General features: G+C 61.9%; 20 protein-coding genes. 16 read left to right on the top strand and 4 right to left on the bottom strand.

Going from position 1 to position 23962, the window contains the following annotated elements:
- Window positions 1-45: 45 nt before the first annotated feature.
- From metA to J3O30_RS21735, 6 genes are all read left to right on the top strand, one after another.
- Window positions 46-969: a homoserine O-succinyltransferase gene (metA, locus tag J3O30_RS21760; protein ID WP_207582216.1), complete on the top strand. Its 924-nt coding sequence runs from the start codon at window positions 46-48 to the stop codon at window positions 967-969.
- A 162-nt stretch (window positions 970-1131) separates the two neighbouring features.
- The gene (locus tag J3O30_RS21755; RefSeq protein ID WP_207582215.1) at window positions 1132-2154 is read left to right on the top strand and encodes an aldose epimerase family protein; all 1023 of its coding nucleotides are present in this window, start codon (window positions 1132-1134) and stop codon (window positions 2152-2154) included.
- Window positions 2155-2403: 249 nt separating this feature from the next.
- Entirely contained in the window at window positions 2404-3177 is a 774-nt protein-coding gene (locus J3O30_RS21750) for a GntR family transcriptional regulator (RefSeq protein ID WP_207582214.1), read from the top strand.
- The gene (locus J3O30_RS21745) at window positions 3174-4205 is read left to right on the top strand and encodes an SIS domain-containing protein (protein ID WP_207582213.1); all 1032 of its coding nucleotides are present in this window, start codon (window positions 3174-3176) and stop codon (window positions 4203-4205) included. The genes J3O30_RS21750 and J3O30_RS21745 overlap by 4 nt, the downstream gene beginning before the upstream one ends.
- A complete protein-coding gene (gene nagA, locus J3O30_RS21740) occupies window positions 4205-5356 on the top strand; it encodes an N-acetylglucosamine-6-phosphate deacetylase (RefSeq protein WP_207582212.1) in 1152 nt (383 codons plus the stop codon). Before J3O30_RS21745 ends, nagA begins: the two co-directional genes overlap by 1 nt.
- Window positions 5357-5372: 16 nt before the next feature.
- Window positions 5373-6101 carry an SIS domain-containing protein gene (locus J3O30_RS21735; protein WP_207582211.1) on the top strand — a complete coding sequence of 243 codons (729 nt, stop codon included), beginning with the start codon at window positions 5373-5375 and terminating at the stop codon, window positions 6099-6101.
- A 70-nt stretch (window positions 6102-6171) separates the two neighbouring features.
- Here J3O30_RS21735 and efp read toward each other — a convergent pair whose 3' ends face one another.
- Window positions 6172-6741, bottom strand: a complete 570-nt coding sequence (efp, locus tag J3O30_RS21730) for an elongation factor P (RefSeq protein WP_207582210.1) — start codon at window positions 6739-6741, stop codon at window positions 6172-6174.
- A 148-nt stretch (window positions 6742-6889) separates the two neighbouring features.
- Here efp and epmA point away from each other — a divergent pair, with 148 nt between their 5' ends.
- The 9 genes from epmA (at window position 6890) to J3O30_RS21685 (ending at window position 19803) form a co-directional block, all read left to right on the top strand.
- Window positions 6890-7951 carry an EF-P lysine aminoacylase EpmA gene (gene epmA, locus J3O30_RS21725; protein ID WP_207582209.1) on the top strand — a complete coding sequence of 354 codons (1062 nt, stop codon included), beginning with the start codon at window positions 6890-6892 and terminating at the stop codon, window positions 7949-7951.
- Entirely contained in the window at window positions 7948-9000 is a 1053-nt protein-coding gene (locus tag J3O30_RS21720; RefSeq protein WP_207582208.1) for a lysine-2,3-aminomutase-like protein, read from the top strand. The genes epmA and J3O30_RS21720 overlap by 4 nt, the downstream gene beginning before the upstream one ends.
- Before the next feature lie 262 nt (window positions 9001-9262).
- Window positions 9263-9514, top strand: coding sequence for an acyl carrier protein (locus J3O30_RS21715; protein ID WP_012559298.1), 252 nt, complete (start codon window positions 9263-9265; stop codon window positions 9512-9514).
- On the top strand, window positions 9514-10695 hold the full coding sequence (locus J3O30_RS21710) for an acyl-CoA dehydrogenase family protein (RefSeq protein WP_207582207.1): 1182 nt from the start codon (window positions 9514-9516) through the stop codon (window positions 10693-10695). The genes J3O30_RS21715 and J3O30_RS21710 overlap by 1 nt, the downstream gene beginning before the upstream one ends.
- Window positions 10696-10700: 5 nt before the next feature.
- Window positions 10701-11609, top strand: coding sequence for an amino acid--[acyl-carrier-protein] ligase (locus J3O30_RS21705; RefSeq protein WP_207582206.1), 909 nt, complete (start codon window positions 10701-10703; stop codon window positions 11607-11609).
- Window positions 11600-12580, top strand: coding sequence for a DUF1839 family protein (locus J3O30_RS21700; protein WP_207584402.1), 981 nt, complete (start codon window positions 11600-11602; stop codon window positions 12578-12580). Before J3O30_RS21705 ends, J3O30_RS21700 begins: the two co-directional genes overlap by 10 nt.
- Before the next feature lie 16 nt (window positions 12581-12596).
- A complete protein-coding gene (locus J3O30_RS21695) occupies window positions 12597-15077 on the top strand; it encodes a glycoside hydrolase family 2 protein (RefSeq protein WP_207582205.1) in 2481 nt (826 codons plus the stop codon).
- Between the two features lie 43 nt (window positions 15078-15120).
- Window positions 15121-16299 (top strand): glycosyltransferase family 4 protein, encoded by a 1179-nt coding sequence (locus J3O30_RS21690; RefSeq protein ID WP_207582204.1) that lies wholly within the window; start codon window positions 15121-15123, stop codon window positions 16297-16299.
- 192 nt (window positions 16300-16491) lie between these two features.
- Window positions 16492-19803, top strand: a complete 3312-nt coding sequence (locus tag J3O30_RS21685; protein WP_207582203.1) for an alpha/beta fold hydrolase — start codon at window positions 16492-16494, stop codon at window positions 19801-19803.
- 21 nt (window positions 19804-19824) lie between these two features.
- On the opposite strand, the gene J3O30_RS21680 is transcribed toward J3O30_RS21685, so the two are convergent.
- The 3 genes from J3O30_RS21680 to J3O30_RS21670 form a co-directional block, all read right to left on the bottom strand.
- The gene (locus J3O30_RS21680; RefSeq protein ID WP_207584401.1) at window positions 19825-21003 is read right to left on the bottom strand and encodes a glycosyltransferase family 4 protein; all 1179 of its coding nucleotides are present in this window, start codon (window positions 21001-21003) and stop codon (window positions 19825-19827) included.
- A 210-nt stretch (window positions 21004-21213) separates the two neighbouring features.
- Entirely contained in the window at window positions 21214-21450 is a 237-nt protein-coding gene (locus tag J3O30_RS21675) for an Lrp/AsnC ligand binding domain-containing protein (RefSeq protein ID WP_003567502.1), read from the bottom strand.
- Window positions 21451-21519: 69 nt separating this feature from the next.
- Entirely contained in the window at window positions 21520-22428 is a 909-nt protein-coding gene (locus J3O30_RS21670) for a LysR family transcriptional regulator (protein WP_207582202.1), read from the bottom strand.
- A gap of 101 nt (window positions 22429-22529) precedes the next feature.
- Here J3O30_RS21670 and J3O30_RS21665 point away from each other — a divergent pair, with 101 nt between their 5' ends.
- Window positions 22530-23942 (top strand): VOC family protein, encoded by a 1413-nt coding sequence (locus J3O30_RS21665; protein ID WP_207582201.1) that lies wholly within the window; start codon window positions 22530-22532, stop codon window positions 23940-23942.
- The last annotated feature ends 20 nt before the right edge of the window (window positions 23943-23962 follow it).

Here is a 23962-nt window from a genome sequence, read left to right as displayed (position 1 = left end):
TTTTTTTCGCCGCCGGTTTTTTGTTTTTTTGATCGAGTGACCGCAATGCCCATCAAGATCCCCGATACGCTGCCCGCCTTCGAAACCCTGGTTCAAGAGGGTGTGCGGGTGATGACCGAGACGTTGGCGATCCGTCAGGATATCCGACCGCTGCAGATCGGGCTGCTCAACCTTATGCCGAACAAGATCAAGACCGAACTACAGATGGCCCGACTCGTCGGCGCCTCGCCACTGCAGGTCGAGCTGTCGCTGATCCGCATCGGCGGCCACAAGGCGAAGAACACGTCCGAAGATCATCTGCTCGCCTTCTACCAGACCTGGGAGGAAGTGAAGCACCGCAAGTTCGACGGTTTCATCATCACCGGGGCGCCGATCGAGCTTTTGCCCTATGAAGACGTCACCTATTGGCCGGAAATGCAGCAGATTCTCGACTGGACGGAAACGAACGTGCATTCGACGATGAACGTCTGCTGGGGCGCGATGGCGGCGATCTATCATTTCCACGGTGTTCCGAAATACGAGTTGAAAGAAAAGGCCTTCGGCATCTACCGCCACCGGAACCTGAAGCCATCCTCCATCTATCTCAACGGCTTTTCCGACAATTTCGAGGTGCCAGTGTCGCGTTGGACCGAGGTGCGCCGCGCCGATATCGAGCCATCCGAAAGCCTGGAGATCCTGATGGAATCAGGCGAGATGGGTGTCTGCCTCGTGCACGAAAGGAGGGGGCGGCGGCTCTACATGTTCAATCATGTCGAATATGATTCCACGTCGCTTTCCGACGAGTATTTCCGCGACGTCAACGCCGGCGTGCCGATCAAGATGCCGCACAACTACTTCCCGCATAATGATCCGGCGCTGACGCCGCAGAACCGCTGGCGCAGCCATGCGCATCTCCTGTTCGGCAACTGGATCAACGAGATCTACCAGACGACCCCCTTTGATGTGGAGGAGATCGGCACGGACCTCTGAAGCGTCGGACTGCACCTCGGCCGATGCCGGGGCGTTTCTTCTGATCCGACCGGTTGCGGTTTGGAGCAAATGCGGGCAGGTTCCGCTCCTGAAACCGAAAGCGTTGTGGGTCTTTGTGACGCACAACGCTGAAAAACTTTGAATGAGAATGGACGGTCGATCATGTCGGATAAGTTGGAGCGGGAAGTTTTCGGGCAGACGAAGGCAGGCGAGACCGTCTATCGCGTCGAGATCAAGGGCGGCGGGCTGACGGCCAAGATCATCACCTGGGGCGCGGTCATCCAGGATCTGCGTCTTAAGGGACATGAGGCCCCACTGCAGCTCGGTTTCGACGATTTTGACAGCTACCCGCTCCATTCGGCCTATTTTGGCGCGACGCCGGGCCGCTGCGCCAACCGTGTCGGTGGCGGCGCCTTCACGCTCGACGGCAAGGACTGCCAGCTCGAGCTGAACGAAAATGGCGTCACCCATCTGCATGGCGGCAGCGACAATATCGCCAAACGCAACTGGACGGTCGTCGAGCATGAGGTCGACCGGGTGGTGCTGAAGATTGTCGATCCCGATGGCCGCGCCGGCTATCCCGGCAATTGCACCATCCAGGCAACCTTCTGGGTGCACGGCAACGGCGAACTGTCGGTGATCTATGAATCGACCAGCGACCAGCCGACGCTCGCCAATGTCTGCCAGCACGCCTATTTCAATCTCGACGGCCGTGAAGATGCGCTTGGCCACGACATCATGATCGCTGCCGACCACTATCTGCCGACCGACGAGAAACAGGTGCCGACCGGCGAGATCCGTTCCGTCGAGGGCACGGAATTCGATTTCCGCGAGATGGCGCCGATGAAGCGTTTCGTCGGCAGCGAACAGGCCTTGTACGACCATAATTTTTGCCTGTCCGGCGAGCGCACCGCCAAGCGCAGCGTCGCGCTTGCCCGCAGCCTGTATTCCGGTGTGTCGCTGGAAGTGCGCAGCACCGAGCCGGGCGTGCAGTTCTATGCCGGTTTCAAACTGGATACCGGCGCTCCCGGCATCGGCGGGCGCAAGTACGGCCCGTTTGCTGGCTTCTGCCTGGAGACGCAGGTCTGGCCGGATGCCGTCAATCACCAAGGTTTCCCGAATGCGGTGCTGCGCCCCGGCGAAGTGTTGCGCCAGGAGACGGACTATATCTTCACCAAGAGCTGACGTCTTTTTCAGACGCACGGCTCTATGGACGCACGGTTGTCAAATTCTAAAGCGCGTCGCATCAAATTTGATTCATGCGACGCGCTTTAGTCCTTTGTTTTTATGCATGTCGTTATCCCGGAATCGCTGCGCCCTTCTGGGCGACATGCATCAGCGCTATGAACCTCTCCGGTCTCCGGGGAGGTTTTTTCTTGGCCGGGTGCGATTCCGCCTTGTGGATTGGTTCTAGATAGGTTCTATTGTGTGCTTATGGATAGAACCAGTCTGATAGCGGAACTGAACAACCGCGGCCTGCGTGACGAGGCGTTGTCCGGCCCGCTCTATAAGCGGCTGGCGCAGGCGCTGACCGGCCTTATTCAGGAAGGCCTGCTGAAGCCTGGCACGGCGCTGCCAGGGGAGCGCGACCTTGCCGAGGCCTTGAAGCTCGGCCGTGTCACCGTGCGCACCGCCTATCGCGATCTGATGGCTTCAGGTGCACTGGAATCGCGCCACGGAAGCGGTACCTTCGTATCGAGCAGAGTGGAGCGTATGGAGCAGTCGCTCTGGCGGCTTTCCTCCTTCTCCGCCGACATGCGTTCGCGTGGGCGTCTGCCAGCCGCGCGGATCTTGTCGCGGGCGGTCAATACGCCGTCGCCGGAAGAATCCTTCCTGCTGGGCCTTGGCGGCGACGAGCCGGTGTTGAGGCTTGACCGGCTGCGTCTCGCCGACGGCCTGCCGCTTGCGATCGAACGCGCCGTGGTGCCGATCAAATTCTTAGGCGGCGATCCCGGCGGCGAGGGGTCGCTCTATGATGCGCTGGCGGCCAACGGTCACAAGCCCGTACGTGCGCTGCAGCGGCTGACCGCAGTTACGCTCGATCCGTCCTCAGCGGCGATCCTGAACGTCAAATCAGGCGCGCCGGCGCTGCTGATCGAACGCGTCTCGCGCCTGGAAGACCAGCGCGTCGTTGAGTACACCCGCTCGCACTATCGCGGCGATGCCTATGATTTCGTTGCCGAATTGAGAATCGGAGATGACCTATGAATGAGAACCAGTCGTTGATGCTGCAGGAAGCCGGCCAATCCCCAGAGGTGGTGGCCACGCTTCTCGAAAAGGAAAAGCCGGCCTTTGCCGAGATCGCCCGGCTGTTTTCGTCCTCCCGCCCGAGCGTGGTAACGACGGCGGCGCGTGGCTCCTCGGACCATGCCGCCACCTTCTTCAAATACCTCTTCGAGATCACCTGCGGCGTCCCGGTCGCCTCGGTCGGCCCGTCGATCGCTTCGGTCTACGGTGCCGCGCTGCATCTGAAGGGGGGTGTGCATTTCACCGTCTCGCAGTCGGGTGCAAGCCCCGACATCATCGCATTGCAGGATGCGGCCAAAAGGGGCGGGGCGACGACGATTGCCGTTGTCAACGTCGCCGACAGTCCGCTTGCCAAGCAAGCCGATATCGTTCTCGGGCTTAATGCCGGCGCGGAAAAGAGCGTCGCGGCGACCAAATCCTTTATCGCTTCCGTCGCCGCCCTTGCCGGCGTGACCGTTGCGGTCGGCGGCGCGTCCGACCTACAGGCTGCGCTTGGCAGGCTGCCGGAGGCGCTTTCGGCAACCGCCGGGATCGACACGGCGGCAGCCGAGGAGGTGCTTTTCAATGCGACCTCGCTCTATATGGCCGGCCGCGGCCCGGCCTTTGCAATCGGGCTCGAAGCGGCGCTGAAGGCCAAGGAAACCTCCGGCCTGCATGCCGAGGCCTTCTCGCTGGCGGAACTGATGCACGGCCCGATGCGCCTGGTGCAGCCGGGCTTTCCGATCATCGCCTTTGCGCCCGACGATGCGGCCTTCGTCAACAACGTTCAAGCGCTGGAGCGCCTGCAGAAGCTCGGCGCCACCACCGTCGGTTTCTCCACGCAGCCGCTTTCCGGGGTCAATCTGCGCGTGCCGACGACGGGCAATGGCCTTATCGATCCGCTGGTGTCGCTGCTCGTCTATTACCGGCTGATCGAGTCGGTGACGCGCCGCAAGGGCTTCGATCCCGACAAGCCGGCGAACCTGCTCAAGGTGACGGAGACGGTCTGATGGTCCGCAAGATCTTCATCGGCGCCCGCATCTTCGATGGCGAGCGCTTCCATGACGAGAAAGCACTCATCGTTGCCGACGGCCGCGTCGAGGCGATCGCTGCTGGAAACGATCTGCCGGACGGCGAGACGGTGACGCTTGCCGGCGGGGTTCTGTCGGCCGGCTTCATCGATGCGCAGGTCAATGGCGGCGCCGGGCGGATGCTGAACGACGAGCCTTCCGTCACCTCGATGGAGATCATCGCTGCTGGACACCGGCCCTATGGCACGACATCGCTCTTGCCGACGCTGATCACCGACACGTCCGAGGCATCCATTGCCGCAATCGAGGCCGCCAAGGAGGCGGTGAAGGCGAACCGTGGCGTCGCCGGCTTGCATCTCGAAGGCCCGCATCTGGCGCCTGCGCGCAAGGGTGCGCATCTGGCCGAACTGATGCGGCCGGTCGAGGATCGAGACGTCAAGGCCTTCATCCGGGCACGCGAGGCGATCGGCACGCTGCTCGTCACCATGGCTGCCGAGCAGGTGACGGTTGCCCAGGTGCGTGAGCTTGCCGAAGCCGGCGTCACCGTCAGTATCGGTCATTCCGATTGTTCGAGCGAGGCAGCGGAACAACGTTTCGATGCCGGAGCGCGCGGCGTCACGCACCTCTTCAACGCCATGAGCCAGCTCGGACACCGTACCCCCGGTCTCGTCGGCGCGGCGATCGATCATCCCTCGATCTGGTGCGGCGTCATTGCCGATGGTCACCATGTCGATCCGAAGGCTTTGCGCACGGCGCTGCGTGCCAAACGCGGCGAAGGCAGACTGTTTTTCGTCACCGATGCGATGTCGCTCGTCGGGTCGGAGAAGGATTCGTTCACGCTGAACGGGCGCGCCGTCCGGCGCGAACGGGGCGGGTTCTGCTCGAAGCTGGTACTATCCGACGGCACGCTGGCCGGTTCCGACGTCGACATGATCTCGACGATTCGCTACGGCGTCACCTATCTCGATCTGACGCTGGCCGAGGCTTTGCGCATGGCAACGCTTTATCCCGCCCGCTTTCTCAGACTGGGCGATCGCGGCCATCTCGCACCAGGCGCGCGCGCCGATCTCGTGCATCTCACCGATGCGCTCTCGGTCACCGCCACCTGGCTCAGCGGCGAAGCGGCTTGACTCAAGGAGAAGTGGGATGACTGACATCACGGATGCCTATTTCTCCAACCTGATCGGCCGGCTGGAAGAATTGAAGCAGACGCTTGCCGAGCCGATGGCGCAGGCGGCGGCGGTTATCCTCGATGCTGCCCACGGCGACAAGCGCGTCTATGTCTTCGGCACTGGCCATTCGCATATGCTGGCGGAAGAGGTGCACTATCGTGCCGGCGGGCTCGCCTTCACCGTGCCGGTGCTCGTCGGCTCGGCGATGCTGCATGAGGGTGCGGTCATCAGTTCGGTCTATGAACGCACGCAGGGCCTGGTTCGGCCCATGTTGGAGCGTTACGGCATGCAGCCGGGCGATGTCATCATCATCGCCTCCAATTCGGGCGTCAATGCCGCGCCGATCGAAGCCGCCGACTACGCGCGAGAAATCGGCGCAAAGGTGATTGCCATCACTTCGATCGCCTATTCCTCAGCGATCGCCAATGGCCGCCGGCGGCTCGCCGACGCGGCCGATGTGGTGCTCGACAATGGGCTGCCACCGGGTGACGCCGTTCTCGACCTCGAAGGCACGGGGCTTCGGGTCGGGCCGGTCTCGACGGCGGTCGGGGTGACGGTCATCAATGCGATCTTCGCCGAGGTCGCCTCCGAGCTTTCGAAATCCGGCGATGCGCCGGTTTATCTCAGCGCCAACATGCCGGGTGCAGCCGAGATCAACCAGAAGCTTGTCCAGAAATACCGGCCGCGCAACCCGCATCTCTGATCAGCATTGTTGGCGGCGGACACAAAAAAGGCCGGTCGGAACCGGCCTTTTGTATGGAATGAACCAGGGATCAGTCCTTGGCGCGTTCGACGTAGGAATTGTCTTCCGTCGCGATGACGACGCGAGTGCCGGCATTGATGTGCGGCGGCACCATGGCGCGCACGCCGTTCGACAGGATGGCCGGCTTGTAGGAGGACGATGCCGTCTGGCCCTTGACGACCGGTTCCGTCTCGGTGATCTCAAGCGTGACGTGGCGAGGCAGCTCGAGTGCCAGCGGAAGGCCTTCATAGATCGAGAGGATGCAGGACATGCCTTCCTGCAGATAGACCTTCTGATCGCCCATAGTGTCGACATCAACCACGACCTGATCGTAGTTGCTCGGGTTCATGAAGTGGAAGCCTTCGCCGTCTTGATAGAGGTACTGGAAGGACACGTCCTCGACGAAGGCGCGCTCGACCTGTTCGGTGGTGCGCCAACGCTCAGCAACCTTCACGCCGTCAACGATGCGGCGCATGTCGACCTGGGTGACCGGCGTACCCTTGCCCGGATGAAAGTTCTGAGCGGTGAGAACGACGTAAAGCTTGCCGTCGACGTCGAGAACGTTGCCCTTGCGGACCGAAGAGGCGATGACCTTGACCATAAGACTTCCTTGTAACTCGGCTTTCGGCGTCGTAGAGAACTGCCGAGACGCCTCGAAGACGCAAATATTTTTCTTTGGGGGCGCAACTAACCTAAAATCCGGGAAATAGCCATCCCCATACCGGCTTCTCCGGCGAAGAAAGCTTGGAATGAACTCTTCGGCGAAAGTGTCCCCCTGGTGGAACCCGTCCGTACACGCCGATCGCCGTCCGTTCCTGATCGGGCGCAATGCGATCCAGGCGGCGTTGCGCGGGTTTTTCGCGCGCGAGGATTTCATCGAGGTGGATACGGCGGTGCTGCAGATCTCCCCGGGCAACGAGGCGCATCTGCATGCCTTCGCCACCGAAGCACTGACGACGGACGGGCAAAAGGCGCCATTCTATCTGCACACCTCGCCGGAATTCGCCTGCAAGAAGTTGCTTGCGGCGGGTGAGGAGCGCATCTCGTGTTTTGCCCATGTCTATCGCAATCGCGAGCGCGGGCCGCTGCACCATCCTGAATTCACCATGCTTGAATGGTATCGGGCCGGCGAAAGCTACGAGAGCCTGATGATGGATTGTGTGCGGATCCTGGCGCTCGCGGCCGAAACGGTAAAGACTGAAAAACTTGCCTATCGCGGTGGCGAAAGCGATCCCTTCGCCGGTCCGGAGCGGATTGGCGTTGCCGAAGCATTCGAGCGTCATGCCGGCATCGATCTTCTCGCCTCGGTCGCCGCCGACGGGTCGACCGATCGCGATCATCTGGCGGCAGAGATGAAGCGCGCCGGCATGCGTGTTGCCGATGACGATGGCTGGGCCGATCTGTTCAGCCGGGTGCTGGTCGAAAAGATCGAGCCGCATCTCGGCTTCGGCCGCATCACCATCCTCGACGAATATCCGATCTCGGAGGCTGCACTTGCGCGTCCCTCGCCACGCGATCCCAGGGTTGCCGAGCGGTTCGAACTCTACGCCTGCGGCGTCGAGCTTGCGAACGGCTTCGGCGAGCTCACCAATGCTGCCGAACAGCGCCGGCGGTTCGAGATCGAAATGGCCGAGAAGGCGCGTGTCTACGACGAAACCTATCCGATTGACGAGGACTTCCTTGCCGCAGTTTCGCTGATGCGTGAGGCAAGCGGCATCGCGCTCGGCTTCGACCGGCTGGTGATGCTGGCGACGGGAGCATCGCGCATCGATCAGGTGCTCTGGGCGCCGGTTGCGGAGTACGGAAGATGAATGCCGTCAAACCGCTCAAAAGCGTCGACGATCTGGTGATGGCAGGGCTGGTCGCGCCCGCCGATCGCGCAACGCTCGAGCAGGTTGCGGCGCGTTACGCGATCGCGCTGACACCTGTGATCAGCGAGCTCATCGACCTCACCGATCCTGATGATCCGATCGCACGGCAATTCGTGCCTGACATAGCCGAACTCACGATCGCCCGAGAAGAACGCGCCGATCCGATCGGCGATCATGCCCATAGCCCCGTCGAAGGCATCGTTCACCGCTATCCCGATCGTGTGTTGCTCAAGGCCGTGCATGTCTGCCCGGTTTATTGCCGCTTCTGCTTCCGGCGCGAAATGGTCGGGCCGCAGGGCCTCGGCACGCTCGATGCGGCGGCGATGCAGGCAGCTTTCGACTACATCAGAGGTCACGAGGAGATCTGGGAGGTCATCCTCACCGGTGGCGATCCGCTGGTGCTTTCTCCGCGCCGCCTCCATGATATCATGCAGGCACTTGCCGGGATCGCCCATGTGAAGATCGTGCGATTCCACACCCGCGTTCCTGTTGTCGATCCCGGGAAGATCGATGCGGCGATGATCGCCGCGCTGAAGGCGAGCGGCAAGACGGTCTATGTGGCGCTGCATGCCAACCATGTCAGAGAACTGACGGCGGAAGCGCGTGCTGCCTGCGCCCGCCTCGTCGATGCCGGCATCGCCATGGTCAGCCAGTCGGTGCTGCTCAAGGGCGTCAACGACGATCCCGACGTGCTTGCGGCACTGATGAAGGCCTTCGTCGAAATCCGCGTCAAACCCTATTACCTGCATCATCCTGATCTGGCGCCCGGCACCGGTCATTTCAGAGTGACGATCGAGGAGGGGCAGAGGATCGTCGCCGCGCTGCGAGGGCAGATTTCCGGTCTCTGCCAGCCGGCCTACATCCTCGATATACCGGGTGGTCACGGCAAGGCCGTTGTCAGTGGAAGCGCCATCCGGGCTAGCGGTGACGGGTGTTATTCCGTCTCGGATTATCGCGGCGGCGAACATTCCTATCCGCCCGCGGATTGACGCAAACGGGTGCTTTTCGTGTCATTTCTGTACTCGCTGCGCTCCAAACTGCGGCGTCCGTCGCGCTCGAAACGAGTTTAAACGACTGATATAAAACTATTATTGCCGCTTGCATGGAAATGGTCGCTAAAATTCTAACTGTGAGCGCTAATCATATTTAACCCAATAAATTAGCGGAATTTTCTGTTTTCCGCACTAAAAGAACGCTCATGACAAGGCGATGAACGCCGGTTCGGGATCATGAGAATCTTGGAGTGATGGGATGAATAAGACAATCCGCGACCTCGTAGCCAAATTCGGCAAACTTCCTGCGTCGATCGACCAGGTCGCCGACGATGCCGACCTTTATGCGGCCGGTCTGACATCCTTTGCTTCGGTGCAGCTGATGCTTGGCATCGAAGAGGCGTTCGACATCGAATTTCCCGACAATCTCCTGAATCGCAAATCTTTCGCGAGCATCTCTGCCATCGCCAGGACCGTCGATCTCATCCGGGACAGCCGGAAGGTCGCCTGATGAATTTCCCCGTCAAGATCATGCAGGACGGTCTTGTCGCAAGAGTGGCCCGCGTCGTCGAAATCGCGGCGAAACACGCCGATGCGGTCGACGTCGAAGCCCGCTTTCCGCGCGAAGCCGTGGATGCGATGAAGGCCGAAAGGCTGCTCGGCATCCAGGTGCCGCGCCAATTCGGCGGCGAATCCGCCTCGATCACCGAGATCGCCGAATTGTGCTCGATGCTCGGCCAGGCCTGCGCTGCAAGCGCCATGGTCTTCGCCATGCATCACATCAAGCTGTCGAGCCTTGTTGAACACGGTGCCGACAGCGAATGGCACCGCGACTTCATGCGCCGCATTGCCGCTGATCAGTTGCTGATCGCATCGGCCACCACCGAAGGTGGTATCGGCGGAAACCTTCGCAACAGCATTTGCGCGGTCGAGGTCGATGGTGACACCTGCCGCCTCGAAAAGGATGCGACCGTCATTTCCTACGGTTCACATGCCGACGCCATTCTCATCACCTCGCGTGCCCATGCGCAGGCGGCTTCCTCCGATCAGGTGCTGACGGCCTTCCTCAAGGACCAGTACACGCTCGAGAAAACGCATGTCTGGAATACGCTCGGCATGCGCGGCACCTGCTCCGACGGATTCCTCTTCAAGGGGCAAGCGTCGGCGCATCAGATCCTGCCGAAGCCTTTCGCGGAGATCGCCGCGCAATCCATGCTCGCCTCCTCGCATCTGTTGTGGAGCGGCGTCTGGTACGGCATCGCGGTCGACGCCGTCGTCCGCGCCCAGGCTTTCGTGCGCGCTGCCGCCCGCAAGGCGCCGGATGCGCAGCCGCCGGGCGCGCTGCGCCTGGCCGAGGTTTCGAACCTGCTGCAGATGGTGAAATCCAATGTGGTTGCCGGCCTCAAGGCCTATGAGGATGCCAAGGTCGATGTCGACCGGCTGTCTTCGATGGGATTTGCGGTGGCGATGAACAACGTCAAGATCGCCTCGTCCGAGACGATCCTGGAGATCGTCAACCACGCCATGCTGATCTGCGGCATCATGGGCTACAAGAATGGCACGCCCTTCAGCCTTGGACGCCATCTGCGCGACGCGCACTCCGCACAGCTGATGATTTCGAACGACCGCATCCTCGGCAATACGTCGAGCATGCTTCTTGTCCATAAGCAGGACACTAGCCTACTGGGGTGACAGTCATGGATATGCAGACCTCGTTTCTGGACCGGCTTTTCGAAGCCGGGCTGCTGATCGATACCGGCATCGATGGGCTCTATGGCCGCAGCGGCCAGTTCGAAGAGGTGATCGCTGCCTTCGAGCGCCTAATCGACACGTTCGGCGGCGCCGACGGCGCGGAGGCCATGCGCTTTCCGCCCGGCATGAACCGCGCCTTCTTCGAGACGAGCGGCTACATGAAGAGTTTTCCGCAGCTCGCCGGCACGGTGCACAGCTTCTGCGGCAGCGAACTGGATCATGTCAGTCTGCTGCAATGCATGGAGGTCGGCGAGGACTGGACCAAGGGGCAGGAGGCGACCGACATCGTGTTGACGCCGGCCGCCTGTTATCCACTCTATCCAACGATCGCCAAGCGCGGCAACCTGCCGAAGACGGGCGGCCTCTTCGACCTGCAATCCTATTGCTTCCGCCACGAACCGTCGAAGGATCCGGCCCGCCAGCAGCTGTTTCGCATGCGCGAATATGTCTGCATGGGCACCGAAGAGCACGTTACCGATTTCCGCCAGCGCTGGATGGATCGCGGTGTCGAGATGATGAAGGCCGTCGGCCTCGAGGTGACGATCGATATCGCCAACGATCCGTTCTTCGGCCGCGCCGGCAAGATGCTCGCCAACAACCAGCGCGACCAGAACCTGAAATTCGAACTGCTGATCCCGATCACCTCGACCGCCAATCCGACCGCCTGCATGAGCTTCAACTACCATCAGGATGCCTTCGGGACGAAATGGGGTCTCAATCTTGAAGACGGCAGTGTCGCCCACACCGCCTGCGTCGGCTTCGGACTGGAGCGCATCGCGCTGGCTCTCTTCCATCATCACGGGCTCGATGTGAAGGAATGGCCGGCCAGCGTACGGAAAGCGCTGTGGGGTTGAGCCGGTCGATGACATCGGTATTTTCGGGAATCGACCCGGAGACCTATCGTCAGCACGCGCTGCATTCCGGCGAGCGTACCTGGCCGGAAACCAATTGCTATGTCGATCTCTGGATCGAGGTGCTGGCGACCTCAGGCGTTGCGCCCGAGGCGATGCTCGGTTTCACCCTGACGCAGGATTTCGAGGGCGACCAGTTCACCTTCTTCAAGGTGCCGCTCGAAGATCTCGAAGCGCTCTACGGCATTCGCGCGACCGAGCTTGCCATTTACGACCGCGTCGAACGCCATGTCGAAGTTCAGATCGCGCGGGGCCGTCTCTGCCTGATCGAGATGGATTCCTTCTACATGCCGGATACGCGCGGGACCGCCTACCTGTTGGAGCACGGCAAGACGACGGTGGCCATCAACCGGCTGGATGTTGCCGCCAAGCGTGTCGATTATTTCCACAATGCCGGCTATTTCCGCCTCGAAGGCGAGGATTTCAACGGGCTGTTCCAGCTGCAGCTGACGGAGAATGAGCCGCCGTTCCTGCCCTATGCGGAATTTGCCCGGTTCCCGGAAAAGCCCGCTGATGAAAAGTATCTGCGCGCGACCGCCCGGCGGCTTGCCGGCGTTCATTTCAACAGGCGTCCCAGCGAAAATCCGATCCGTGCATTTGCAAGCGTTTTTCCGCAGCAGGTCGAAGCGGTGGCGGAGCGGCCGTTCGGCTTCTTCCACAAATATGCCTTCAATACGCTTCGCCAGGTGGGCGCCAATTTCGAGCTGGCGGCCGATTATCTGGTCTGGCTTTCTGCTGATGAATTCGCCGCGGCCGCCGAGCATGCCCGGCGCATTTCGGATACGGCGAAATCCGTGCAGTTCCAGCTTGCCCGTGCCATCGCTCGCCGGAAGTTCGAACCGCTGCAGGCAGCCCTTGATCCGGCTGCCGATGCATGGGATTCCATGATGGCGTCGCTTGCGGGGCGAATCTGAGGCCGGAGATCTGACCATGCGGGGGCGTTTGGCAAGCATCGGTGCCGAGGAAAGTCTGATTTCCGAAGGCTGGAACCTGATCCTGACGGAGCCGGGCGCCTGCGCCGTGCCGCACGATATCCCGCTCTCCGCGCGGCTCATCCCAGCGCCCGTTCCCGGAACCGTCGCCGCAGCGCTGGAAAAGGCCGGGCTGTTCGATCGGGAAAATCCCGAACCGTTGAACACCAGGGACGCCTGGTATCTCTGCCGACTCTTCGATGCCGAGCCCGGCGAGGCAATCCTGCGTTTTGCAGGGCTCGCGACGCTTTGCCATGTCTTCCTGAACGGCCAAGAAATCCTGTTTTCCGAGAGCATGTTCACGGCGCACGAGATTCCGGTGACGCTTTCGGGCGGCGACGAACTGGCGCTATGCTTCCGGGCGCTCGGCCCCCGGCTGTCGGAGCCGGGCCCGCGCGCACGCTGGCGGCCGCAGATGATCACGCCGGCGGGGCTGAAGAATTTCCGCACGACGCTGCTCGGTCATATGCCGGGTTGGTGCCCCGATATCCATGCCGTCGGGCCATGGCGGCCGATTTCGATGGTGCGGCGCAATCCCGTCTCGATCGACAATGTCTCCATCCGCGCGGTGTTGGAGGAAAGCGGCGTCGGCCGCCTCAGCGTTTCCCTGCATAGCAATGCCGAGCATCCCGCGATGCTGCTGCACTGCGGCGGGATGGAGCAGCCCTTCGAGAAGATCGGCGACAATCATTACTCGGCTATCCTCAAGCTTTCCGACATCGAGCCCTGGTGGCCGCATACGCATGGCGCTCCGCGCCTCTACGAGCTGACGCTGATTTCCGACGGCGTTGAATATCCGCTGGGCAGGACCGGCTTCCGGCGGATCGACGTTGACCACGGCGAAGACGGCGACGACTTCGCGCTCACCGTCAACGGCGAACGCATCTTCTGCCGCGGCGCGGTCTGGACGACAGCCGATATCGCGCGTCTGCCGGGCGGGCGGGCGGATTATGAGCCGTTCCTGCGGCTTGCCGCTGGCGCCGGCATGAACATGATCCGCATCGGCGGCACCATGGTCTACGAGACGCCCGATTTCTTTACGCTCTGCGACGAGCTCGGCCTGCTGGTGTGGCAGGATTTCATGTTCGCCAATTTCGACTATCCGCGCAACGACAAGGCTTTTCTCGGCCATGTGCATGCCGAGGTCGAGGAATTCCTGCACGGCGTCCAGGCGTCGCCTTCCCTCGCAGTGCTCTGCGGCGGCAGCGAAATCCACCAGCAGGCGGCGATGCTGGGTCTGCCCATGGAATTCTGGAGCGGGCCGGTCACAGATGAGATCATCCCGGCCATCGCTACGCGCATGCGTCCCGACGTGCCCTATGTCCCGAACTCGCCCCATGGTGGAGCGATGCCGTTTTCGCCCAATGCCGGTATTGCCCATTATTACGGCGTCGGCGCCTATATGCTGCCGATTGCCGACGCGCGTCGCGCCAACGTGCGTTTTGCCTCCGAGAGCCTCGCCTTCGCGCATGTGCCGCAGCAAAGGACGCTGCAACGGCATCTCGATGTGCCGGCTGTGCACAGCCCGCTCTGGAAGGCGCGTGTGCCACGCGACCGCAGCGCATCTTGGGATTTCGAGGATGTTCGCGATTTCTATCTGCAGCTTCTCTACGGCTTCGATCCGGCCCAGCTGCGCCGCGAAGATCCGGGGCATTATCTCGATCTCTCCCGCGCCGTCACCGGCGAAGTGATCGAAGAGACCTTTGCCGAATGGCGGCGCAAGGGCTCCTCCTGTAACGGCGCCCTCGTCTGGACGTTGCAGGATCTGCTGCCCGGTCCCGGCTGGGGGGTGATCGATTCCACCGGAGAGCCGAAGCCGGCCTGGTATGCGATGCGCCGTGCATTCCGGCCGGTTCAGGTGGTTTTCACCGACGAGGGAACCAACGGTCTCGACGTGCACATCATCAACGAGACGGATGCCGCTCTCGATGTGGAACTCGAAGTCATCTGCCTGCGGGACGGAAAACAGCAGGTGCTCAGCGGTAGCAGGGCTTTCAAGCTGGCCGCAAGGGACACGGAGCGTATTGCCTGCACCGCGCTGTTCGGCGCCTTTTTCGATACGACCTATGCCTTCCGTTTCGGGCCGCCGTCGCATGATGCGAGTGTTGCGCGCCTGCGTTCGCTGGCAGATGGCGCCATCCTCGCGGAAAGCTTCCACTTCCCGTGCGGACGGGGGAAGGCGTTGCATGATGCCGGCATCGAAGCATCACTCGGCAGGGACGGCGACGACTGGTTCGTCGATCTGAGGACCGACCGGCTGGCGCAATCGGTGCATATCGACGTCGAAGGCCACCGGGCCGACGACGACTGGTTCCACCTCGCCCCCGGTGCGATGCGGCGCGTGACGCTCTCGGCGCTGCCCGGCACCGAAAGCGATATCGCGCCTGCAGGCGAGATTAGAAGTCTGGGAAGTTCGCATCGTGTCGCCCTCTCGGGCTGAATCTCGCGAAAAACGATGCCGATCCATTGAGAAAGACCGCGATTTGAGAACGACATACCGCTTTTTGCGTGCCCATGTGCTGCAGCGGCTGATCCCGCGATCGCGGCTTGCCTTCAATCCGCGCAAGCCGGTGGAAATCGTCGGCTATCTCTCGATGGCTGTCGGCGTCGGCGAATCGGCAAGGCTTTGCGCCGGCGCTCTGTCGGAGGCGGGAAGGGCGATTTCGCTTTCCGACGTCAGCACGCATCCCGACGAAGAGTCCTTCGCCGGATGGACACCGTCGCCTCTCTCGATCGAGGCGCCGGGAAGCCGTATCTGGCATCTCAATCCGCCGATGCTGCCGCGCGCCATTCTGAAGAAGGGCGTTGCGAATTTCACCCGCGCCTTCAATATCGGGTATTTCGCCTGGGAGCTCGAAGTCGTACCGGCCGAGTGGCGCAACGCTATGCACTATATGAATGCCGTCTTCGTGCCGTCGGAATTCACCCGGCGGGCGATTGCGCCGCTCACCAAGGCACCCGTTATCGTCGTTCCGCATCCCGTCACCGCGGCGCCGGCAACGGAAGGCATGCGGGAGAAGTTCGGCATCGAGAAGGACGCCTTTCTCGTCAGCTTCATTTTCAGCGCCGGCTCCTCGATCAACCGGAAAAATCCGCAGGCGGTGATCGAAGCCTTCAGGATATTCGCCGCCGAGGCCCCAAGCGCTTTCCTGTTGATGAAGGCCAGCGGCGATGTGAACAAGGACAAAGGCCTGCGCGCACTGGTCGCTTCGGTCGCGGGTGACGCCCGGATCAGAATCGTCACTGACAGGCTGTCGAACGCCGAGATCAACGGCCTCATCCGCTCTTCCGACGCCTATCTTTCGCTGCATCGTTCCGAGGGGTTCGGGCTGACGGTTGCCGAGGCGATCATGCAGCGCACGCCGGTTATCTCAACCGCCTGGTCGGGCACGGCGGATTTCTGCGATCCGGACAATACATGGCTGGTCGACTCTCCCCTCATTCCGGTCGTCGATACCCATCCGGAATTTGCCGGGCTCGAGGGCGCGGTCTGGGCAGATCCTTCTCCGGAAGCCGCGGCCGCGCGCCTCGGGGATATCTTCCGCGCGCCCGAGCTTGCGAGAGAGAAGGCTGAAAAGGCGCGGGCCTTCCTGCTGCGCTACCTCGCTGAGAACAGCTATGAGAAAGCGCTTCAGAAGCTATCGGCGATGCAGGCAAGCTAAGGTGAGGTCGCCACTCCGCTTTATTTTAACATTTTTGCATTAGAGGTGGCGGGTATCCGGCTTTAGAGCATGTCGCGCAAAGGTATGCAGCGGTTTTGCGATAACGGCATGTGTAAAAACAAAGGCCCAAAGCGCGAGGCGCGAATCTGAAAGATCGCGACGCGTTTTAGGCCGATCCTGGCGGATGGACAGATGTCGAAGGGTATTATCGCAAATTCGATGATGAATGCGGCGGCAGGCATGTTGCTCTTGCTGACGGGCTTCATTTCATCGATCATAACGGCGCGGCTGCTCGGACCGGAAGCCAACGGCATCGTCGCCTTCTCGCTCTGGCTGGTGGTCACGGGCGCCTCGATCGCCGAACTCGGCTCCAGCATCACGCTGTTGAAGACCCTACCGCAACTTTCTGCGGAAGGATACGACGCGCGCCGCCGGCGCGGTTTTGCCGCCATCCTCGTCAGCTTCATGATGTTCTCGACCGTCGTGCTGCTGGCGCTCTACGCTCTGTTTTTCCTGACCTCCGAGGAGATGCACTGGGCCGATACCGCGCCGTCCGTCGCCCTGGTTACCGGCGTGCTGTTCTTCGTCCAGGCGATCGGATCCTTCGTCAAATTTTACCTGATTGGCGAAAAAAAGCTTGGCGCCTTCTTCCGGCTGACGGTCGCAGTCTCGATTGTGCAGCTCGCTGGTGTTGCCGTCGGCGCCGTTTTCTATGGCGTCGAGGGTGTTCTCGTCGGTTATGCGCTCGGCCAGCTCGTGCTGTTTTTCGCTACGCTGCCGATCCTTCTTTCGCGGCGCGACTGGTGCGGGGTTTCGCTGAAATCTCTCGCTTCCTCCTCCGTTATCCTGTCGATCCAGTTCATCATCGATTCCATCTTCCTCAATCGGCTCGAACTGCTCTTCCTGCAGCAGTTCTGGTCGGTGGAGATGGTCGGCTACTACGCCGTCGGACTGTCGATCGCCAATATCGCCCTTCAACTGCCGATCCAGATGACCGGCAGCCTGCTGCCCTATTATTCCGAGCGGCGTCACAACAGCGACGATTCGACCTTGCCGGTCGAGGTCTTCGCAGCCGTTACCCGCAGCATGGCCTATATCGTGTTGCCGATGAGCCTCGGGCTGGCAGCGATCTCCAGCGAGCTGGTGCTTGTGGTGTTCGGCGAGGCGTTCCGCCGCAGCGGCACGGTGGTGGCGCTGCTGGCGCTCGTCGCGCCCGCCTATACCTTCATGCAGATCCTCAGCCTCTATCTGTTGTCGATGGACCGGGCCCGCTCCCGCCTGAACATCAGTGTGATAGGTGGCCTTCTCATGGTAGCGGGTTGTTTACTGATCGTACCTAGGCTTGCAGCCGAGGGTGCCGCACTCGTGCGCATCCTCGTTTTCGTTGCGATGTCGGTGATGATGATCAGACAGACAGGATTCGGATCCCAGCTTTCGGGTCTCTACGCAAGCCTGACGAAGGTGACACTCGCCTCCGTGCTCTGCGCTTGCGCGGCGATTTCCGTGCTGGAATTCCTCCATGGCCCGGTCGGACTGGTCGCTGCAATCGTCGCCGGTACAGTCTGCTATTTCGCGGCGCTCCGCGTGCTGCGCGCCGTGCCGGGCGAGGATGTCGACGTCATGCGCTCCATTCTCGACAAGATGCCGTCGCTGTTGCGCCGGCCTGTGGGGCACGCAATCAATTTCATTGCACCGCGGCTTCCCGGCGATCCCGATCGTGCCAAGGTCGCGCCCGGCGAATTCTCGCTCGATCCGGCTGCGGGTGCCGGACGCAGCGCTGCCCTGCCTGTCGTGTTCGACGGCACGGTCGGGCTGTTCATGCCCGAGAATCCTCTAGTGAAGAAACGTTCGGCGGCCGTGCTCTTTGTCAGCCCGTGGGGTTTCGAGGAGATGTGCAGCCGCAAATTCTTCCGCGTTGCGGCCGAGCATTTTTCCGATATCGGCGTACCGAGCCTGCGCTTCGACTATCGCGGCACCGGCGATGCGCTCGATTTCGGCGCGCTGCCGGCAAGGCTGGAGACCTGGGAAAATTCGATCCGTGCGGCCGCCGTCAAGCTGAAGTCGCTGAGCGGCTGCGACCGCGTCATCCTCATCGCCCAGGGCCTTGGGGCAACACTTTCCCAGCGCATCGGCTCCTCGATCGACGGTGTCGACAGCCTGGTCATGCTGGCCCCGGTGCTGAGCGGCCGGGCCTATCTGCGTGAACTCAACATGTGGTCCAGGATTATCGATGCCGATCTCGGCCTCGGCAAGGAGCACGTCCAGACGGCAAAGGTGCAGATCGCCGGGTTGGTCATGCCCGAGGAGATCGCTGCCGAGCTCGGCAAGCTCAGCATCGCTTCACCGCAGGGGCTTGCAGCCCCGCGCTATCTGATCCTCGAACGTCCTGCGAAGGCCGAGGATACCGGCTTTGCCGATGCGCTGAGGGCGCTTGGCGCCGATGTCGAGCAGAGGGCTTTCGAGGGCTATGACGAGCTCGCCACCAATCCGCTGTTTGCCAAGACGCCGATTGATGTCATCGCGCTGTTGACGACGTGGCTGGAGGCAAGGACGACGGAGACGTCCGCAGCCCATTCATCGGCAGCGATCGAGAACCCGCCGCTTGCAGGTGACGGCTTTACGGAAATGCCGGTGCGTTTCGGAAGCCATGATCACCTGGTCGGCGTCGTCAGCCGGCCGCTGGGCGAGATCAAGGGCAATGCCGTGCTGTTCCTGTCGACGGCCTATGACCGGCATGCCGGCTGGGGACGGACGACGGTTGATATGGCCCGCGAGCTCGCGCGGCAAGGCGTCGTTTCGCTGCGCTTCGATTCCGCTAATGTCGGCGACAGCCCGCCGCGGCCGGATGCACCGGAACAGGTGCTTTACTCCGATACGCAGACCGCGGACGCGGTCGCCTCGCTCGATCTGCTCGAAAGCATCGTCACCGGTCCGGTCATGGTCGCCGGCCGATGCAGTGGCGGTTATCTCGCCTTCCGCGCAGGGGTCGCCGATGAGCGTTTGAAGGCCGTCGTGTCGATCAATCCCTTCGTCTACTACTGGGATCCGAAGATCCCGGTGCGCAAAGAGCATGTCGTCTCCGTTCCCCGCAGCCTGGATGACTACGGCCAGCGCCTGGCGCGGCTCGATACGCTGAAGCGGCTGCTGCGCGGCCAGGTGGATGTGGTTTCGGCGCTGCAGAATGTCGTCATCGCCGCCGGCCGCCGGTTGTCGCCGTGGATCGCGCCGCTGCTCGAGCTGCTTCCCGACCGACGCCATATCGCCCGCGAGGTCAGGCATTCCTTCGCGCTGTTCGGCAAACGCAAGGTGCCGCTGACGCTGATTTACAGCGAAGGCGATGTTGGGCTCGATCATGTCTATTTCCATTTCGGGCCGCGCGGCGCAAGGCTTTCCCGCTATCCGAACGTCCGGCTGCTGATGCTGCCGGATGCCGACCACAACCTGACGCCGCCGCAGTCGCGCAAATTCGTGCTGGACGAGATCATTCGTCTCGCAAGAGCGTGACGGGAATTTCAGCAAGCAGAATCAGATGTTTTCGACGGCGACGATATCCAACGATCTGTAGAGATCGATATAGCGTCCGGCGACGATATCCCAGGAATAGCGGCGCGTAGCGTCGAGAAGCCCAGCGCGAATGGTCTCAGGTTGGCGCGAAAGACCTTCATAGGCCGCTTCGATTGCGGTGGCGGCGGCCCCAGGATCGGTGAAATCGGCAAGCATGATAGCAGGATGCCGGCCGGCAAGTGTCGCGAAGGCATCGTTGGCGTTCAGCACCGGCAGCAGGCCGGCGCTCATCGCCTCCAGCGCCACCAGACCGAAACCTTCATATTCAGAGGCGGAGGCAAAGAGCGAGGCATCCGTGATGATCCGTCGGATGGCGCCGTTGTCGGGTGAGACGTGCAGGGTGGCCAGGCCGGAAAGGTTACGGCTTTCGATCGCGGCTTCGACATCCGCCCGGTTCAGGTCGGATTCGGCGCCGACGATATCGAGATGCCATTCCGCATCACGGGTCGTCAGCATGACCATCGCATCGAGGAGATGGTCCAGCCGCTTGTTCACCGAGAACCGGCCGATGGTGACGATGCGGCGCTTTGCCCGGCGCGAAGCGGTGTCGGCGAACTTGCCGATATCGGCGCCGTTTTCGATCAGCAGGCTGTCGGGCACGATTTCCGAAAACTGCTTGAGGTCGGACGCGCTGCAGCAGACGACCCTGCGATAGGCCAGTGCCGAGGCGCGGGTCAACGTCCGGAACCAGATCTTCTTGATCGCCGCGTATTTTCGCGTGTGGAAGAAGCCGCCATGGGTGGTGACGATCATCGGCTTACGATGCAGCAGCCGGCCCCAGGCGAGCGCGTCGAAGAAAAAGTCGATGGCATGGACATGCACGAGATCGGCATCGGCGAGATGACGGAAAACCTTAGGCGCCAGCGGATAACGGCTGCTGCCGGACCAGGGAATGCGCACCACCTCGATGCCGTCGATGTTTTCGCGCGGCTGCAGTTTGTCCTCAGGCGCGGTGAACAATGAATCGAGCGTGACCACGCGGACGCGATAACCGCGCCGGACAGTCTGGCGGGCGAGATTGGCGACCACGTCTTCCAGGCCGCCGCGGTTGGGCAGGAACTGGCGCACGACATGGACGATCAGCGGCGCCGTTTCCGGCTGCGCCTTCTCGCGCACCCTATCTGCCTCGACGATCGCCATTTTCCACCTATAGCTGCGCACGTTGCCCCGAGTTGAGGCGGGACTCTTATAGCAACGACCAGATCTCTCCGGCGTTAAGCCGCGGTTTAAGCGGCGTCCCGAAAGGCGATTCTTCGCGAAAAAGGTTAACCGCGTCTGATTGATTCAGAGCATCTTTGTTTTTACGCAATTCCGGACGTAAAACCGCAGCACACTTTTGTTGGAATTGCTTCAGAAGGCCTTGAAAGTCAAGGTCGTCAGCGAGCGGACGATGCCGGGAATATTGGCGATGTTGTCGTTGATGAACTTGCCGATATCCTGGCCTTCTTCGATGTAGACCTTCAGCAGCAGGTCGTAGTCGCCGCTGGTGGAATAGAGCTCCGAGACCAGTTCGGTCTGGTAGATGGCATCGGCGACCTCATAGGTCTTGCCGGGGGCGCATTGGAGCTGGACGAAGATCGGCTTCATGGGGATTTCCTGCAAAGGGTTGGTTGGTGGCATAATGGTCGAAAGCGCCATGCCGATGCAAGCCGTTCGTCACGCGGCCGGATCGGCGGCCGCTTCCGAGACGATCCAATCGCGAAAAGCGGCAAGCGGCGCATAGTCGGCCCGCTCGGGCGGAAAGGCGAGATAATAGCGTTCGCGGCTTTCCATTTCACGGTCGACAGCGGCGACGAGATCGCCGCGGCTGATCTCCTCTTGCATCAGAAATGTCGGCAGGAGGGCGATGCCGAGGCCGGCGATCGCCGCTTGGGCGGCGGTGGCGAACTGGTCGAAGAGCATGCCGTGCACGCTTTCGAAGGAAACGCCGTTGCCGGCGAACCATTGCTCCCAGGCATCGGGCCGCGTCGTCAGGTGCAGCAGCGGAACCGAAAGCAGATCCTGTGGTCCGGAGATTGCGTAGCGCTTCAGAAACTCAGGGCTGCAGGCCGGCACCGTGCGCTCCGACATCAGAAAAGCCAGTTCGGCGCCCGGCCAGTGCGGGTGGCCGAAATGGATGGCGGCGTCGATCGAATCGAGGCGGAAATCGAAGGGCGAAAGCCGGGTCACCAGATTGATGGTGACGCCGGGATTGGCGGCGAGGAAACGCCCCAGGCGCGGCGCCAGCCAGCGCGTGCCGAAGGTCGGCAGGATGGCAAGATTGAGCGTGCCGCCATACGGATTTGCGCGCAGGTTCAGCGAGGCGCTGGATATGCGCCGCAGCGCCTCGCGGATTTCACGGGCATAACTGTCACCGGCAAGCGTCAGCCGCATGGTCTGGCGTTCGCGCCGGAAGAGTTCGACGCCAAGCTGCTGCTCCAGCGCGCTCACCTGACGGCTGACGGCGCTCTGGGTCAGATCGAGTTCGCGCGCGGCTGCCGTCACGCTGCCGGTGCGGGCGACCGCCTCAAAGGCGGCGAGATGCGAAATCGATGGCAAAAATCGTCTTGAAGCAAACATGATCATTCCGCTTCAGAATGAGCTATTTCCAAAATGTCGATATTTCTGGGTTTGTTACGCTTGTAAAGAGGTTCATCCTGCAAAAGCGGAATGAGCCTGAGTCCCCGATGCCGAAAGCCTTCGTTTCCACAGACCGTATCCGTTCGCTCTTTACCGAGGCGATGTCGCAGATGTACCGGGCAGAGGTGCCGCAATACGGCACGCTGATCGAACTGGTGGCGGATGTGAATGCCGGCTGCCTCGAAAACGACCCCGAACTGCGGGAGCGACTGGCCCGCGCCGGCGAACTGGAGCGCATCGATGTCGAGCGCCACGGCGCCATCCGGCTCGGCACGGCAGAAGAACTTTTCACCATTCGACGGCTGTTTGCGGTCATGGGAATGCAGGCCGTCGGCTATTACGATCTTTCGGTTGCCGGCGTGCCTGTTCATTCCACCAGCTTCCGGCCGGTCGACGAGGCTGCGCTCAACGTTAATCCATTCCGCGTCTTTACCTCGCTGTTACGGCTGGAGCTGATCGAAGACGAGGGGCTGCGCGGCGAAGCGGCGGCCATTCTGGCGGCACGGCGCATCTATACGCCGCGCGCCATCGCGCTGATCGAGCGTCATGAGCGGGACGGCGGCCTGACCGGGCCGGAAGCAGTGGAATTCGTCGCCGAGGCGCTCGAAACCTTCCGCTGGCACGGTGAGGCGACAATCAGCGCCAAGACTTACAAGCGCCTGCACGATGCGCACCGGTTGATCGCCGACGTCGTCAGCTTCAAGGGGCCGCATATCAACCACCTGACGCCGCGCACGCTGGATATCGACGCAGTCCAGGCCCGCATGCCGGAACGCGGCATCACGCCGAAGGCCGTCATCGAAGGACCACCGCGCCGTCATTGCGATATCCTCTTGCGGCAGACGAGTTTCAAGGCGCTGGAGGAAAGGATCGGCTTTTCCGATGACGACGGTGCGATCCGGGGTACGCATACTGCCCGCTTCGGCGAGATCGAACAGCGCGGTGTGGCGCTGACGGCCAAGGGCCGAGCGCTCTACGACCGGCTGCTCGCCTCGGTTCGCGGCGAGGTCCAGGTCGTCGCCGGCGGCGCCAAGGCCGGCGCCTACGACAGCGAACTTGCCGAGCGTTTCAAGGCGCTGCCGGACAGCTGGGAAGAGCTGCGCAGGCAGGGTCTGGCCTTCTTCCGTTATTCCGCCACACCTGCTGGCATTGCCGCCGCCGTCCGCGGCACGCTGCCCGACGATCCGGAAGCGTTGATCACCAACGGTTACCTCGCCTTCGCCCCGATCGTCTATGAAGACTTCCTGCCGGTCAGCGCAGCCGGCATCTTTCAGTCGAACCTCGGCGCCGACCAGCAGCAGAATTATGCGACCCGCTCGAACCGCGACGCCTTCGAGGCAGCACTTGGCGGGACCGTCCAGGACGAGCTGGCGCTTTATGCCGAACGCCAGACGGCATCGCTGGATGCGGCGATGGAGGCGCTCGGTCTTGCGGGCCTGCAACTGAAGACCGTCGCGTAAAATGGTGGCTTCAACCCTTC

Source organism: Rhizobium sp. NZLR1 (genome assembly GCF_017357385.1).
Lineage (GTDB): Bacteria > Pseudomonadota > Alphaproteobacteria > Rhizobiales > Rhizobiaceae > Rhizobium.
The sequence above is the reverse complement of the archived record's forward strand: the minus strand, read 5'-3'. Positions and strand labels throughout refer to the sequence as shown.

Coding starts and splice junctions, on each gene's coding strand:
- J3O30_RS21715 (WP_012559298.1), top strand. CDS start 9,263: ATGAATAAGACAATCCGCGACCTCGTAGCCAAATTCGGCAAACTTCCT.
- J3O30_RS21665 (WP_207582201.1), top strand. CDS start 22,530: ATGCCGAAAGCCTTCGTTTCCACAGACCGTATCCGTTCGCTCTTTACC.
- J3O30_RS21735 (WP_207582211.1), top strand. CDS start 5,373: ATGACTGACATCACGGATGCCTATTTCTCCAACCTGATCGGCCGGCTG.
- nagA (WP_207582212.1), top strand. CDS start 4,205: ATGGTCCGCAAGATCTTCATCGGCGCCCGCATCTTCGATGGCGAGCGC.
- J3O30_RS21705 (WP_207582206.1), top strand. CDS start 10,701: ATGGATATGCAGACCTCGTTTCTGGACCGGCTTTTCGAAGCCGGGCTG.
- J3O30_RS21745 (WP_207582213.1), top strand. CDS start 3,174: ATGAATGAGAACCAGTCGTTGATGCTGCAGGAAGCCGGCCAATCCCCA.
- J3O30_RS21710 (WP_207582207.1), top strand. CDS start 9,514: ATGAATTTCCCCGTCAAGATCATGCAGGACGGTCTTGTCGCAAGAGTG.
- epmA (WP_207582209.1), top strand. CDS start 6,890: ATGAACTCTTCGGCGAAAGTGTCCCCCTGGTGGAACCCGTCCGTACAC.
- efp (WP_207582210.1), bottom strand. CDS start 6,741: ATGGTCAAGGTCATCGCCTCTTCGGTCCGCAAGGGCAACGTTCTCGAC.
- J3O30_RS21680 (WP_207584401.1), bottom strand. CDS start 21,003: ATGGCGATCGTCGAGGCAGATAGGGTGCGCGAGAAGGCGCAGCCGGAA.
- J3O30_RS21755 (WP_207582215.1), top strand. CDS start 1,132: ATGTCGGATAAGTTGGAGCGGGAAGTTTTCGGGCAGACGAAGGCAGGC.
- J3O30_RS21670 (WP_207582202.1), bottom strand. CDS start 22,428: ATGATCATGTTTGCTTCAAGACGATTTTTGCCATCGATTTCGCATCTC.
- J3O30_RS21685 (WP_207582203.1), top strand. CDS start 16,492: ATGTCGAAGGGTATTATCGCAAATTCGATGATGAATGCGGCGGCAGGC.
- J3O30_RS21720 (WP_207582208.1), top strand. CDS start 7,948: ATGAATGCCGTCAAACCGCTCAAAAGCGTCGACGATCTGGTGATGGCA.
- J3O30_RS21750 (WP_207582214.1), top strand. CDS start 2,404: ATGGATAGAACCAGTCTGATAGCGGAACTGAACAACCGCGGCCTGCGT.
- J3O30_RS21695 (WP_207582205.1), top strand. CDS start 12,597: ATGCGGGGGCGTTTGGCAAGCATCGGTGCCGAGGAAAGTCTGATTTCC.
- J3O30_RS21675 (WP_003567502.1), bottom strand. CDS start 21,450: ATGAAGCCGATCTTCGTCCAGCTCCAATGCGCCCCCGGCAAGACCTAT.
- metA (WP_207582216.1), top strand. CDS start 46: ATGCCCATCAAGATCCCCGATACGCTGCCCGCCTTCGAAACCCTGGTT.